This is a genomic window from Ancylobacter oerskovii, assembly GCF_018390555.1.
Lineage (GTDB): Bacteria > Pseudomonadota > Alphaproteobacteria > Rhizobiales > Xanthobacteraceae > Ancylobacter > Ancylobacter oerskovii.
On record NZ_JAHBGB010000031.1, the window covers coordinates 142447 to 156987 of the forward strand.

The window sequence follows — 14541 nt, forward strand, 5'->3', positions numbered from 1 at the left end:
TCAATCGTCACCGATCTATTGCTACTTTTTTATGACAGCGACAGCCCCTATCGCTGGTCCGTGACGATGACCGGGACCTGTCCATCCACCGCAAAAGCGGGCGAAGGGCAGGCATGAGAAGGGACCGACGACATGCCGGAAGGCAGTGAAACCATGCCGCCCGACGCGCACGGGAAGGTGCCGCACGACAAGGTGCAGCACGTCAGGGTGCAGGAGCCCGACCATCGCGAGATCGAGCTCAAGCTGCTGACCGATCCCGCCACGCTCGCGCGGCTCGTCGACGCCCCGGTCATCGCGCGAAACGCCTCGTCCCGCGGCGTCGTGCGGCGGCTGGAAGCGACCTATTACGACACGCCGGATGCCGCCATCGCCCGGCAGGGCGCCTCGTTCCGCGTCCGGCGCAGCGGCAGGCAGCACATCCAGACATTGAAGCTGGCACCGCAGACCAATGTCCTGCAACGGCAGGAGCTGGAAGCGCCCGTGTCGGACATGGCTCCCCAGCCGGACGCCCTGCCCCTCACCGATCTCGGCCCGCCCTTCGAGGCGCTGCACGCGGCCGACCTCGTCGCGATCTTCACCACGAAGATCCGGCGCCACACCCGGACGATCCCGTTCGGCGGCGCCGTGATCGAGATCGCCTTCGACGAGGGGGAACTGATCGCCGGCGAGCGCACGGCCCCGGTGTGCGAAATCGAGATGGAGCTGAAATCGGGCGAGGCCGGCGCCCTCTACGAGCTCGCCTTGTCCCTGATGGAGCAGGGATCGTTCCGCATCGGGGTCCAGAGCAAGGCGGAGCGCGGCTATGCGCTCGCCCTCGGCGGGCATCCCCGCGCCGGGAAGGCCCCCTCTGCCGGCATCGAGGCCGCCGACACCTCCGACGAGGTCATCGCCAGGACCCTTGCGGCCTGCCAGCGGCATGTGGCGGCGAACCTGGTGGCCGCCCAGCACGGGCAGGACCCGGAGGGCGTTCACCAGTTGCGGGTGGCGCTGCGCCGCCTGCGGACGGCCATCTCGATGTTCGGCCGGGAGATTCCCGCCTCCGCGTTTCAGCCGCTGATGGCGGGGGCCAGGACGCTCGCCTCCGCCCTGGGGCCGGCCCGCAACTGGGACGTCTTCCTCACCGGCACGATCGGCGAGATCGAGAACGTAAAGCTGCCGGGCGTCGAGTTCGCCGGCATCAGGACCGCGGCCGCCCCGCTGCGTGATCACGGCTACGAAACCGCGCGCGCCGCCCTCGTCGATACCGAATGCACCCGCTTCCTGCTCGGCCTCGGCAAGATGATCGAGCGCCGCAGCTGGCGTAACGACATCGGCATCGAGGCGCTGGCCGTGCTGACGCAACCCGGCCGCGACTTTGCCGAGCGGACGCTGGCCCGCCTGCATCGCAAGGCGATGAAGCAGGGTCGCCATCTGCGCCGGCTCCAGCCGGAGGCCCGGCACGAGCTGCGGCTGACGCTCAAGAAGCTACGCTATGTCTGCGAGTTCTTCCTGCCGCTCTTCGATCAGGAAGCCACCGCCCGGAAATACCTGAAGAAGATGGCGACGCTGCAGGACATCCTCGGCGCCGACAACGATGCCACGACGACGCAAGCGCTGCTGCGGGAGATCGAGGCCAGCACGGCGAGCCCGCAGGCCCACCGCGCCATCGGGGCGATCACCGGATGGCAGGCCCGCGACCGTATCGAGGTCGCCAAGGCGCTGGGTCACAGCTGGCAGCTCTTCGCCGACGCGAAGCCGTTCTGGCACTGACGGCGCAACTGCAATTGGTTCGCAGTTGCGCTTCGGGTCGAAAACTGCCTAGGATGCTCTTGCAACTCATTCGCAGGAGAAGAGGGCATGCGCGACGCGACGAGGCGTACCGTTCTGGCCGGCATGATCGCCGTCGGCATCGCCGGCATGGCGGGCGTGTCCGACGCCGCGGCACAGGCGGCCGGCGGTTCCAGGTTCAAGGCGGTGACGACGTTCACCGTCATCGCCGACATGGCGCGCAACGTGGCGGGCGAGGCGGCGGTCGTGGAATCGATCACCCGGCCGGGTGCCGAGATCCACAATTACGCGCCCACCCCCGGCGACATACAGCGGGCGCAGGGCGCCCAGCTCATCCTGTGGAACGGCCTCAATCTCGAGCTGTGGTTCGAGAAGTTCTTCCAGAACCTCAAGGATGTGCCGAGCGCGGTGGTGTCGCAGGGCGTCGAGCCGATCGGCATCACGGAAGGCCCCTATAGCGGCAAGCCCAACCCGCATGCCTGGATGTCGCCGGCCAATGCGCTGATCTATGTCGACAACATCCGCGACGCCTTCGCGGCGCACGACCCGGCGAACGCCGCGACCTACCGCGCCAATGCCGAGGCCTACAAGGCGAAGATCCAGGCCGCGGTGGCACCGATCCGCGCGAAGCTCGACGCCATCCCCGCCGACAAGCGCTGGCTGGTATCGAGCGAGGGCGCCTTCTCCTATCTCGCCCGCGATTTCGGCCTGAAGGAGCTCTATCTCTGGCCGATCAACGCCGACCAGCAGGGAACGCCGCAGCAGGTCCGCAAGGTGATCGACGCGGTGCGCAAGAACGACATTCCCGCCGTGTTCAGCGAGAGCACCGTCTCCGACAAGCCGGCGCGGCAGGTGGCGCGCGAGACCGGCGCGCATTATGGCGGCGTGCTCTATGTCGACTCGCTCAGCGAAGCCGACGGCCCGGTGCCGACCTATGTCGACCTGCTCAGCGTGACCACCGGCACGCTGGCCAAGGGCCTCGCCGACGGGCTGTCGCAATGAGCCAGGGCCCTGCCACGGACGCTACCGGCCTCGCCGTCCGCGGCGTGACCGTCACCTATCGCAACGGGCATACTGCCCTGCGCGATGCCAGCTTCGCGATCCCGACCGGCACCATCACCGCGCTGGTCGGCGTCAACGGCTCCGGCAAGTCGACCTTGTTCAAGGCGCTGATGGGCTTCGTGCGCATCGCCGCCGGCAGCATCTCCATCCTCGGGCGCAATGTGGAGGAGGCGCTGCGGCGCAATCTCGTCGCCTATGTGCCGCAGAGCGAGGAGGTCGACTGGAGCTTTCCCGTGCTGGTCGAGGACGTGGTGATGATGGGCCGCTACGGCCATATGGGCATGATGCGCATTCCCCGCGCCGCCGACCGGCAGGCGGTGAGCGAGGCGCTGGCCCGTGTCGGCATGGGCGAGTTCCGCACCCGCCAGATCGGCGAATTGTCCGGCGGGCAGAAGAAGCGGGTCTTCCTCGCCCGCGCATTGGCGCAGGATGCGCGGGTGATCCTGCTCGACGAGCCGTTCACCGGAGTCGACGTCAAGACCGAGGACGCCATCATCGCCCTGCTCAAGGCGCTGCGCGAGGAGGGACGGGTGATGCTGGTCTCCACCCACAATCTCGGCAGCGTGCCGGAATTCTGCGACCGCACCGTGCTGGTGAAGGGCACCGTCCTCGCCCATGGCCCCACCGCCGAGATCTTCACCGAGGCCAATCTGGAGAAGACCTTCGGCGGCGTGCTCAGGCACTTCGTGCTGGGCGGCGCCGGCCTGCATGCCGATGACGATCGCCGCCAGCTCGCCTTGCTCACCGACGACGAACGCCCGCTGGTGCTCTATGGCGAGAAGGGCGCGATGCACGCCAAGACCACCGACGACGCGGCCCCCGCCGCCGATGCCGCGCCGGCCGGGGAGGTCGCCCTCGCGAAGCGTTCCTCCGGGGAGAAGGCGCCGTGATCGCCCTGCTGGCCGAGCCGTTCGGCTACGAATATATGCGCAACGCCATCTGGGTTTCGGCGCTGGTGGGAGCGGTCTGCGCCTTCCTGTCCTGCTACCTGATGCTCAAGGGCTGGTCGCTGATCGGCGACGCCCTCTCCCATGCCATCGTGCCCGGCGTCGCCGGCGCCTACATGCTCGGCCTGCCCTTCGCGGTCGGCGCCTTCTTCTCCGGCGGGCTGGCCGCTGCCGCCATGCTGTTCCTCAACCAGCGCACCCGGCTGAAGGAGGACGCCATCATCGGGCTGATCTTCTCCTCCTTCTTCGGGCTCGGCCTGTTCATGGTGTCGCTGTCGCCGACCTCGGTGAACATCCAGACCATCGTGCTCGGCAACATCCTCGCCATCACGCCCGAGGACACGCTGCAGCTCGCGGTGATAGGCGTGGTGTCGCTGGGGCTGCTGCTGGCGAAGTGGAAGGACCTGATGGCGGTGTTCTTCGACGAGGCGCATGCGCGCTCGATCGGGCTGCGGCCGACCGCCCTCAAGATCATGTTCTTCACGCTGCTGTCCGCCTCCACCGTCGCGGCGCTGCAGACGGTGGGCGCCTTCCTGGTGATCTGCCTGGTGGTGACGCCGGGCGCCACCGCCTATCTGCTCGCCGACCGCTTTCCGCGCCTGCTGACCATCGCCGTCGCCATCGGTGCGCTCACCAGCGCGCTGGGCGCCTATGCGAGCTATTTCCTCGACGGCGCCACCGGCGGCATCATCGTGGTGCTGCAGACGCTGATCTTCCTCGCCGCCTTCGTCTTCGCCCCCAAGCACGGCATGCTGGCGGCGCGGCGGCGGGCGGCGCAGGCCGTGACAAGCGAGTCGTGACCATGGCCGCCACCCTGCTCGCGCCGTTCCAGTTCGACTTCATGGTCAACGCCCTCGTCATCTCCGCCCTGGTGGCGGTGCCGATGGCGCTGCTCTCCTGCTTCCTGGTGCTGAAAGGCTGGTCGCTGATGGGCGACGCCATTTCCCACGCCGTGTTCCCCGGCGTGGTGCTGTCCTACATCCTCGGCCTGCCCTATGCGCTCGGCGCCTTCGCCGCCGGCATGTTCTGCGCGGTGGCGACGGGCTATCTGAAGGACAACAGCCGCATCAAGCAGGACACGGTGATGGGCATCGTGTTCTCCGGCATGTTCGGCGCCGGGCTGGTGCTCTACGTCAAGATCCAGTCGGAAGTGCATCTCGACCATATCCTGTTCGGCGACATGCTCGGGGTGAGCTGGCGGGACATCGCCGAGACCGCCCTCATCGCCCTCGTGGTCGCCGCCATCGTCGCGGTGAAATGGAAGGACCTGCTGCTGCACGCCTTCGATCCCGCCCAGGCGCGGGCGGTCGGGCTGCGCGTCGGCGTGCTGCATTACGGGCTGCTCTGCCTGATCTCGCTGGCCATCGTCGGCGCGCTGAAGGCGGTGGGGCTGATCCTCGCCATCGCCATGCTGATCGCCCCCGGCGCCATCGCCTTCCTCCTCACCCGGAGCTTCGGCGCCATGCTGCTGGCGGCGCTGGCGATCGCAGTCGGCGCGTCGCTGCTCGGCGTCTACCTGTCCTTCTTCCTCGACAGCGCCCCCGCCCCTACCATCGTGCTCGTCATGAGCCTCGTCTTCGTGGCAACCTTCATCCGCTCCTCGTTCGCCACGGCGAGGGTGACCTCCGGGGAAAACTGACGGCCCGGCGGAACGGTAATCCAGTTGTGGCTTTTCCGCGCTAAAGCCGTAAGTCCGAAGCGCCTTAAGGGATCGACAGGACCTTCTGGGTTCGAATGGGCGCGGCCGGGGACACGCGGTTCGATGGACATCACGGAGGAGAATATGCAGCTCGGCGTCGTCGGCCTCGGCCGGATGGGAGGCAATATCGCGCGGCGTCTCGCCCGCGCCGGTCATTCCTGCATCGTGTGGGACCGCAACGCCCCGGCGGTGGGTGCACTGGCGAGCGAGGGCATGACTGCCGCCGCCGACCTCGCCGATCTCGTCGCCAAGCTCGAGGCACCGCGCGCCGTGTGGGTGATGCTGCCCGCCGGCGCTCCCACCGAGGAAACGGTGCAGGCGCTCGCCGACCTGATGTCGCCGGGCGACATCGTCATCGACGGCGGCAACACCTTCTACAAGGACGACATCCGCCGCGCCGAGGCGCTGGAGCCGCGCGGCATCCACTATGTCGATGTCGGCACCTCCGGCGGCGTCTGGGGTCTGGAGCGCGGCTACTGCATGATGATCGGCGGCACCAGGGAAGCGGTCGACCACCTCGACCCCATCCTCGCCGCACTGGCGCCCGGCAAGGGCTCCATCCCGGAGACGCCCGGCCGCGAGGGCCGCGATCACCGCGCCGAGCAGGGCTATCTCCATACCGGGCCGGCCGGCTCCGGGCATTTCGTCAAGATGATCCACAACGGCATCGAATACGGCCTGATGCAGGCCTATGCCGAGGGCTTCGAGATCCTCAAGAACAAGAGCTCGCCCGCGCTACCGGAGAATGAGCGCTACACGCTGAACATGCCGGATATCGCCGAGGTGTGGCGGCGCGGCAGCGTGGTTTCCTCCTGGCTGCTGGACCTCACCGCCATCGCCCTCGCCAAGGACGAGCAGCTCGCCGAATTCCCCGGCGAGGTCGCCGATTCCGGCGAAGGCCGCTGGACGGTGATGGCGGCGGTGGAGGAGGCCGTGTCGGCCGAGGTGCTGACCGCCGCGCTCTATACCCGCTTCCGCTCGCGCCAGGACCACACCTTCGGCGAGAAGATGCTCTCGGCCATGCGCTTCCAGTTCGGCGGCCACACCGAATTCAAGGCGAAGTGACGCTGGAAGACGTGACGCTGGAAGACGTGGCCCTTCAGGACAGGTAATCGATCATGGCTGGCGAGACCGTCGTTCTCGGACAGAAGGTGCTGGCGCCGGATACGGCACCGGCACCCGCCTCCACCTTCTTCATCTTCGGCGCCTCGGGCGATCTCACCAAGCGCCTGCTGCTGCCCTCGCTCTACAACCTCGCGCATGAAGGCGTGCTGGCGGCCGACTTCGCCGTCATCGGCGTCGATCATGTCGAGCGCAGCGAGGAGGATTACCGCGCCTACCTCACCGATGCGACCAAGGAACTCCCCGGGGTCTGCGATGTCGGCGGCGAGACCTGGAACTGGCTGATGAGCCGCATCGGCTACGTCGCCGGCGATTTCGAGGACCCGGCCACCTATGGCCGCATCCGCGAGAAGCTGGAGGCACGGGCCGGCCAGACCGGCAATGCGGTGTTCTACCTCGCCGTGGCGCCGCGCTTCTTCGCGCCGATCTCCGAGCAGCTCGGCGCCGCCGGGCTGCTGAAGGAAACCGAGGGCAGCTTCCGCCATATCGTGGTGGAGAAGCCCTTCGGCACCGACCTGCCCTCCGCCCGCGCGCTCAACAAGCGGCTGCTGGCGGTGGCCGACGAGCGGCAGATCTACCGGATCGACCATTTCCTCGGCAAGGAAACCGTGCAGAACATGATGGCCCTGCGCTTCGGCAACGGCATCTTCGAGCCGATCTGGAGCAAGGAATATATCGACCATGTGCAGATCACCGCCGCCGAGACGGTGACGGTGGAGCAGCGCGGGCGCTTCTACGACGCCACCGGCGCGCTGCGCGACATGGTGCCGAACCACATGTTCCAGCTGCTCGCCATGACCGCCATGGAGCCGCCCAACTCCTTCGACGCCGACGCGGTGCGCACCGAGAAGACCAAGGTGATCGAGGCGATCCGCCACATGAAGCCGAGCGACGCCATCGGCGCGGCGGTGCGCGGCCAGTACCGCGCCGGCATCGTCAATGGCCAGCCGGTGAAGGATTACCGCGCCGAGAAGGACGTGGCCCCCGACAGCCGCACCGAGACCTATGTGGCGCTGAAGTGCTTCGTCGATTCGTGGCGCTGGAGCGGCGTGCCCTTCTATGTCCGCACCGGCAAGGCGCTCTCCGTGCGGCGCACCGAGATCGTCATCCAGTTCAAGCGGGCGCCGGGCGTGCTGTTCCGGCATTTGCCGACCGCGTTGAAGCCGAATGTGATGGTGATCCACGTGCAGCCGGACGAGGGCGTGTCGCTGCGCTTCGCCGCCAAGGTGCCCGGCCGCAAGGTGAAGCTGTCCGAGGTCGAGATGGACTTCAAATATGCCGATTACTTCAAGGCGGCGCCGTCCACCGGCTACGAGACGCTGATCTATGACTGCCTGTGCGGCGACCCGACGCTGTTCCAGCGCGCCGACACCATCGAGGCGGGCTGGGAAGCGGTGGAGCCGATCCTCGATGCCGTCGCCGGCGGCGACGACGAGGTGCAGTTCTATTCCGCCGGCTCCAGCGGCCCGGCCATGGCCGACGTCATGCTGGCGCAGGACGGCTTCCAGTGGCTGTCCTTCGACAAGGGACGCGCACCATGACCGCACCGCGCACGCCCTCCGGGCGCATCTCGCTCATGGTGTCCGACGTCGACGGCACGCTGGTCGACAAGCAGAAGGCGGTGACGCCCGGCACGGTCGCCGCCGTCAGGCGGCTACGCGACGCGGGGGTGCATTTCTGCGCCGTCTCCGCCCGCCCGCCGCGCGGCATGAAGATCCTGGTCGAGGCGCTCGGCCTCGACCTGTTCGGCGGCTTCAACGGCGGTTCGATCCTGCGCGGCGACTTTTCGGTGGTCGAGCAGCATTTCGTCGCCCGCGAGGCGGCCGAGACCGGCATCGCGATGATGGCCGGGCGCGGCGCCGGCATCTGGGTGTTCGCCGATAATGAGTGGTTCCTCACCGACCCCGACAACCAGTATGTCGCCGGCGAGATCCGCACCGTCGCCTTCCAGCCGACGGTGGTCAGCGCGTTCGGCGACCATGTCGCACGGGCCGGCAAGATCGTCGGCGCCTCCAGCGATTTCGCCATGCTGGAGCAATGCGAGGCCGAGCTGGCACCGCTCCTCGGCGAGGGCGCCACGGTGAAGCGCTCGCAGGCGAAATATCTCGACCTCACCCCGCCCGGCACCGACAAGGGCTTCGCGGTGCGCGAGTTCGCCCGGCATTTCGGCGTGCCGCTCGACGAGGTGGCCGTCATCGGCGACATGCACAACGACCTGCCGATGTTCGCCAATGCCGGCCTGCGCTTCGCCATGGGCAATGCCGCCGACGAGGTGAAGGCGCAGGCGGATGTCGTCACCACCGCCAATGATGCCGACGGCGTCGCCCAAGCCATCGAGCACTACGTCTTACCGCGCGCCGCCCGTGGGGGCTGAGCACGGCCCGCGTCAGGAGAGGCGCCCGGTCATGCCGCCCATCGGAGCGGCGCGGCCGGGCGCGTCGAGGCCTTACTGCCCCTTCGCCTTGGCGAGGAACGAGCCGTCGAAGGTCTTGGAGAGATCGATGGCCGCGGGGTCGATCGAGGGATCGGTCGTGGTGATCAGGCTCAGCGCGCTCTTCATGCTCGCCTCGTCGATGTTGCCGTCGGTCGAATAGGACTGCCGCGACGCCTCGACCGCCTTCATGTAGAGGGTCTTGTCGCCCAGCCAGTACTCTTCCGGCACATTGGCGGCGATCTGCTCGGGCGTCGCCTTCTCCAGCCACTTCAGCGTCTTGTAGAAGGCGTTGGTCAGCGCCTGCACCGTCTTCGGGTTGTCCTTGATGAAGCTCTCCTTGAAGTAGAGCACGGCGGCGGGATTCTGGCCGCCGAACACCTTCTCGGTGCCCTCGGTGGTGCGGGTGTCGACCAGCACGTTGATCAGGCCGAGATCCTCCAGCTTGGAGATCACCGGATCGAGATGCGAGATGGCGTCGATCTCGCCCTTCTGCATCGCCGCCACCGCCGAGGCGCCGCCGCCGACACCGATGAACGAGGCGTCGTCCTGCTTCAGCCCGGCCTTGGTCAGCAGGTACTGCACCATGATGTGGGTGGAGGAGCCCGGCGCGGTGACGCCGATGTTCTTGCCCTTGAGGTCGGCGACGGTCTTGATCTTGTCGGCCTCGGCCTTGCGCACCGCGATGACGATGCCGGGATAGCGGCCGAGATCGATGACGGCGCGGATGTCCTGCTTCTTCGGCTGCATGCGGATGGTGTGCTCATAGGCGCCGGTGACAGCGTCCACCGAGCCGCCGATCAGCGCCTGCAGCGACTTGGCGCCGCCGCCGAAATCGTTGATCTCGACGGTGAGGCCCTCATCCTTGAAGTAGCCGAGCTTCTCCGCCAGCGTCAGCGGCAGGTAGTAGAGCAGCGGCTTGCCGCCGACGCCGAGGGTGAGGCTCGGCTTCTCGACATCGGCCGCCTGCGCCGCGCCGAGCGCGGGGAACAGCAGGCTCGCGGCCATCAGCAGAGTACGCATCTTCATTGGGGTTTCCTCCTTTTGTCGTTGAGTAGCGGTCAGGCGATCACGGTCAGGCCTGCTCGCCGGCCGATTGCGGCCGCCACACCAGCAGCCGGTTCTCGACCCGGGTGACGCCCCAGTCGATGACCAGCACGAAGGCGGCGAGGATGAACATGCCGGCGAACACGCCGGTGACGTCGAACACCCCTTCGGCCTGATGGATGAGATAGCCGAGCCCGGCGGACGAGCCGAGATACTCGCCCACCACCGCGCCGACCAGCGCGAAGCCGACCGAGGTGTGCAGCGAGGAGAACATCCAGGACAGCGCCGAGGGCCAGTAGACGTTGCGGAACAGCTGGTGCTCGCTCATCCCCATCATGCGCGCATTGGCGAGCACGACCGGGCTCACTTCCTTCACGCCCTGATAGACATTGAAGAACACGATGAAGAACACCAGCGAGACGCCGAGCGCCACTTTCGACCAGATGCCGAGACCCAGCCACAGCATGAAGATCGGCGCCAGAACCACGCGCGGCAGGGCGTTGACCATCTTCACATAGGGGTCGAACACCGCCGCCAGGATCGGCTTGCGCGCGAACCAGAAGCCGATGGCGACGCCGCCGGCCGAGCCGATGACGAAGGCCAGCACCGTCTCGGTCAGGGTGATCCACAGATGCTTCCAGATGGTGCCGGAGACGAACAGCTGCACCACCCGCTTCGCCACGTCGAGCGGCGTCGAGAAGAAGAACTCCGGCAGCAGGTAGGTGCCGCCGATCGGCACGGTGGCGCCGAGCTGCCAGGCGCCGATGGCCACGACGGCGACCAGCACTTGCAGGAACAGGAGCTTGCCGGGATGGAATTTCACGGTGCGTCCTCCCCATAGGTCTTCACGACTTCGGCCTTCAGCTGGTTCCAGATCTCGCGATAGAGCTCGTGGAAGCGCGGGTCGAGGCGGATGTCGGCGGTGTCGCGCGGGCGGGCGAGGTCGATCGGGAAATCGCCGATGATCCGCGCCTCCGGGCCGGCCGACATGATCACCACCCGGTCGGACAGCGCGATGGCTTCCTCGAGGTCGTGGGTGACGAACAGTACCGCCTTGCGGTCCTGCGCCCACAGGTTGAGCAGCAGCGTACCCATGATCTGCCGGGTCTGGGCGTCGAGCGGGCCGAAGGGCTCGTCCATCAAGAGGATCTTCGGCCCCCGCACCAGCACCTGGGCGAGGCCGACGCGCTTCCTCTGGCCGCCGGACAGCTCGTGCGGGTAGCGATCGACGAAGCGCGCGAGGCCGACGCGTCTCAGCCAGTCCTGCGCCTGGGCCAGCGCGTCGGCGCGGCGGACGCCGCCGATCTCCAGCGCGATCGCCACATTGTCGAGCGCGGTCTTCCAGGGCATCAGCGCGTCCTGCTGGAAGAGATAGCCGGCCTTGGCATTGAGGCCGGCCAGCGGCTCGCCGAAGATCGTCACCCGCCCGCCCGCCGGCTTCAAAAGGCCGGCGGTGGCGTTGAGCAGGGTCGACTTGCCGCAGCCGGTGGGGCCGACAATGGCGACGAACTCGCCTTCCTTCACATGCAGCGAGGTCGGCGCCACCGCCTTGAACACCGGGCGGCCGGGAATGGCGAAGCTGATGGCGATGTCGTCGAGGGCCACCGCCAGCGGTGCGACGGTGGCCGGCGCCTCCCCGGCGGGCGGCCGCAACGTGGCGGTTTGCATGTCCTGTCCTCCCATGGCGGTGGTTCTCATAGCGCGGGCTGGCGCACGCCCGGCGGTACGGGATGCAGGTCGCCGCTGCGGCCGGCCTTCGCCACCTGCCCGGGTATGTCGTGGCCGAGCAGAACCGGCAAGCCGCGCGCAAGTTCCAGCAGGCGCGGCAGGTCGACGCCGGTGGGCACGCCCATCTCCTCCAGCATGTGGACGAGGTCCTCGGTCACGACGTTGCCGGTGGCGCCGGGCGCGAAGGGGCAGCCGCCGAGACCGCCCAGCGAGGCGTCGAAGCGGTCGGCGCCTTGCTCCAGCGCCGCGAGCGCATTGGCGAGCCCCATGCCGCGGGTATTGTGGAAATGCAGCGTCAGCGGCACCTCGCCGAAGCGGGCGCGAAAGCCGGCCACGAGACGCCCCACCTGACGCGGATTGGCCATGCCAGTGGTGTCGGCGAGCGTGATGGAATGCAGCCCGGCTTCCAGATAGCGCTCCGCCAGCGCCAGCACCTTGTCCTGCGGCTGCGCGCCCTCGAAGGGGCAGCCAAAGGCCGTGGCGATCGAGCCGTTCAGCCGCGCCGGGTTGCCCTTCGCCGCCTCGACGATGGCGCGGAAGCCGTCCAGCGACTGCTCGGGCGTCATGCGCATATTGGCGAGGTTGTGGGTCTCGCTCACGGACATGACAAGGTTGAGCTCATCCATCCCGGCGTCCAGCGCCGCCTGCGCGCCGCGCAGGTTCGGCACCAGCGCCACATAGGTTACCGCCGGGTTGCGGCGGATCCCCCGCGCGACCTCGGCGGCATCGGCGAGGTTCGGCACCGCCTTGGGCGAGACGAAGGACGTCACCTCGATCTTGGACACGCCGGTGTCGGACAGGGCGTCGATCAGCGCGATCTTCTGCCCGGTCGGCAGGAAGCGCGGCTCGATCTGCAGGCCGTCGCGCGTCACCACTTCCTGGATGTGGACGTACGCGGGAAATTCCGCCCGGCTCATGCCGCGTCCCCCGAGGCGGCATCTGCCTTGGCCACCGCGCCGCCGGCGACCAGCGCCTCGATCTCCTCGGCGGAATAGCCGAGCGAGGCCAGCACCGGCGCGGTGTGCTCGCCGAGCTTCGGCCCGAGCCAGCTCACGCCGCCCGGCGTATCGGAGAGCTTCGGCACGATACCCGGCATCTTCACCTGCGTGCCGTCGGGCAGCGTCGAGGGCAGGATCATGTCGCGGGAAAGGAACTGCGGATCGGCGACGATATCGGCCACCGAATAGATGCGCCCGTTCGGCACCTCCGCGGCATCGAGCGCGGCGGTCACCTCGTCGAGCGAGTGACGGCTCGTCCAGCCGGCGATGACGCCGTCGATCTCCTCCACATGCCGCACCCGCCCGTCATTGGAGGCGAGGCGCGGATCGTTGGCGAGGTCCTCGCGGCCGATCGCCGTCATCAGCCGCTTGAAGATGCCGTCGCCATTGCCGGCGACGATGACATAGCTGCCCTCGGCAGTGGGATAGGAATTGGACGGCGCGATGCCGGGCAGCGATCCGCCCGAGCGGGCGCGCACGAAATCGAACAGGTCGTATTCCGGGACCAGGCTCTCCATCATGTTGAACACGCTCTCATAGAGCGAGACGTCGACCACCTGCCCGGCGCCGCGCCCGGACTTGATGGCGAGCAGCGCCATCAGCGCCCCCATCACCGCATGCAGGGCGGCAAGCGAATCGCCGATGGAGATGCCGGTGCGCGCCGGCGGCCGATCCGGCTCGCCGGTGGTGAAGCGCATGCCGCCCATCGCCTCGCCCACCGCGCCGAAGCCGGGGCGCTCGCGATAGGGCCCGTCCTGGCCGAAGCCGGAGATGCGCACCATGACGAGGTTAGGATTGATCGCCTTCAGCGCCTCCCAGCCCAGCCCCCAGCGCTCCAGCGTGCCCGGTCGGAAATTCTCGATCAGCACGTCGGCATCGCGCACCAGGCGGCGCACCACCTCCTGCCCCTCGGGCAGGCGCATATTGACGGCGACCGACTTCTTGTTGCGCGACTGCAGGTACCACCACAGCGAGGTGCCCTCATGCAGCTTGCGCCATTTGCGCAGCGGGTCGCCCTCGCCGGGCGCCTCGACCTTGATCACCTCGGCGCCGAACTCCGCCATCAGCCGCGCGGCAAAGGGCGCGGCGATCAGATTGCCGAGCTCGATGACGCGGATTCCGGCCAGCGGACCCGCTGCGGGATGTTCCATGGGCGAGGCTCCTTCCCGATCGTTTTGCGTCTCTATGGGTCGAAAGTCGCCTTCCGTCCAATAGTCTTTGGCAGGGCCCTTTCACCGGCAAGGGGCGCTGCGACGCGCTCAATCCTCCCCGTCGACCGAGGCGAGGCAGGGATCGAGCATGACATGGTGGTCATCCACGCGGCTATAACCGCCGCCGAACACCACGACATCGCCGGGCACGCGCCCATTGGTGCCGTAGGTGACGCACATCACCTGCACCCCGGCAGGGTCGCACATCAGGAGATAGGCCATCACGCCGTCGAAATGCACGCCGGTGAGCGCGCCGTGGATGCCGAGGGTGATGCGGTCGTCGGTCTGCGGCGCACGGTCCGCCCAGTGCCGCAGCGTCTCGCAGGTGGCGAGCGTGTCGGGATAGGCCTCGCCGGGACGGAACGGGCTGGCGGGATCGCAGCAGGCCTCGTCGGTCATCGCGGCGGGCGGGGCCTCGAACAGCAGGGCCGCGGCGAGCGAAAGCGCGCGAGGCGCCGTCGAATATCCCCTGCCCTTCGCCACCTTGTTCCCCCTGCGCCGCCCGACGACGGGAAGGCGTAGACATGCC

Annotated in this window: 14 protein-coding genes; 8 read left to right on the forward strand and 6 right to left on the reverse strand. The window is 68.1% G+C overall.

Annotation, left to right across the window (positions count from 1 at the left end; translation table 11 throughout):
- Positions 1-132 precede the first annotated feature (132 nt).
- From KHC19_RS13925 to KHC19_RS13960, 8 genes are all read left to right on the forward strand, one after another.
- A complete protein-coding gene (locus KHC19_RS13925; RefSeq protein ID WP_246548880.1) occupies positions 133-1749 on the forward strand; it encodes a CYTH and CHAD domain-containing protein in 1617 nt (538 codons plus the stop codon).
- Positions 1750-1836: 87 nt separating this feature from the next.
- Positions 1837-2769 (forward strand): metal ABC transporter substrate-binding protein, encoded by a 933-nt coding sequence (locus tag KHC19_RS13930; RefSeq protein ID WP_213352976.1) that lies wholly within the window; start codon positions 1837-1839, stop codon positions 2767-2769.
- Entirely contained in the window at positions 2766-3719 is a 954-nt protein-coding gene (locus KHC19_RS13935; protein WP_246548881.1) for a manganese/iron ABC transporter ATP-binding protein, read from the forward strand. The genes KHC19_RS13930 and KHC19_RS13935 overlap by 4 nt, the downstream gene beginning before the upstream one ends.
- Positions 3716-4576, forward strand: coding sequence for a metal ABC transporter permease (locus KHC19_RS13940; RefSeq protein WP_343207718.1), 861 nt, complete (start codon positions 3716-3718; stop codon positions 4574-4576). Before KHC19_RS13935 ends, KHC19_RS13940 begins: the two co-directional genes overlap by 4 nt.
- Complete coding sequence (locus KHC19_RS13945; RefSeq protein ID WP_343207719.1) at positions 4573-5415, forward strand: metal ABC transporter permease; 843 nt, start codon at positions 4573-4575, stop codon at positions 5413-5415. Before KHC19_RS13940 ends, KHC19_RS13945 begins: the two co-directional genes overlap by 4 nt.
- 144 nt (positions 5416-5559) lie before the next feature.
- A complete protein-coding gene (gene gnd, locus KHC19_RS13950) occupies positions 5560-6540 on the forward strand; it encodes a phosphogluconate dehydrogenase (NAD(+)-dependent, decarboxylating) (RefSeq protein WP_213353079.1) in 981 nt (326 codons plus the stop codon).
- A gap of 53 nt (positions 6541-6593) precedes the next feature.
- Positions 6594-8138, forward strand: coding sequence for a glucose-6-phosphate dehydrogenase (gene zwf / locus KHC19_RS13955; protein ID WP_213352979.1), 1545 nt, complete (start codon positions 6594-6596; stop codon positions 8136-8138).
- Positions 8135-8971: a Cof-type HAD-IIB family hydrolase gene (locus KHC19_RS13960; protein ID WP_213352980.1), complete on the forward strand. Its 837-nt coding sequence runs from the start codon at positions 8135-8137 to the stop codon at positions 8969-8971. The genes zwf and KHC19_RS13960 overlap by 4 nt, the downstream gene beginning before the upstream one ends.
- A gap of 72 nt (positions 8972-9043) precedes the next feature.
- Here KHC19_RS13960 and KHC19_RS13965 read toward each other — a convergent pair whose 3' ends face one another.
- From KHC19_RS13965 to KHC19_RS13990, 6 genes are all read right to left on the reverse strand, one after another.
- A complete protein-coding gene (locus KHC19_RS13965; RefSeq protein ID WP_213352981.1) occupies positions 9044-10057 on the reverse strand; it encodes an ABC transporter substrate-binding protein in 1014 nt (337 codons plus the stop codon).
- Positions 10058-10103: 46 nt separating this feature from the next.
- Positions 10104-10898, reverse strand: coding sequence for an ABC transporter permease (locus KHC19_RS13970; RefSeq protein WP_213352982.1), 795 nt, complete (start codon positions 10896-10898; stop codon positions 10104-10106).
- Positions 10895-11743 (reverse strand): ABC transporter ATP-binding protein, encoded by an 849-nt coding sequence (locus KHC19_RS13975; RefSeq protein WP_213352983.1) that lies wholly within the window; start codon positions 11741-11743, stop codon positions 10895-10897. Before KHC19_RS13975 ends, KHC19_RS13970 begins: the two co-directional genes overlap by 4 nt.
- Positions 11744-11769: 26 nt before the next feature.
- A complete protein-coding gene (locus tag KHC19_RS13980; RefSeq protein WP_213352984.1) occupies positions 11770-12720 on the reverse strand; it encodes a hydroxymethylglutaryl-CoA lyase in 951 nt (316 codons plus the stop codon).
- On the reverse strand, positions 12717-13952 hold the full coding sequence (locus KHC19_RS13985; protein WP_213352985.1) for a CaiB/BaiF CoA transferase family protein: 1236 nt from the start codon (positions 13950-13952) through the stop codon (positions 12717-12719). The genes KHC19_RS13980 and KHC19_RS13985 overlap by 4 nt, the downstream gene beginning before the upstream one ends.
- Positions 13953-14060: 108 nt before the next feature.
- The gene (locus KHC19_RS13990) at positions 14061-14495 is read right to left on the reverse strand and encodes a hypothetical protein (protein ID WP_343207721.1); all 435 of its coding nucleotides are present in this window, start codon (positions 14493-14495) and stop codon (positions 14061-14063) included.
- Positions 14496-14541: the final 46 nt, after the last annotated feature.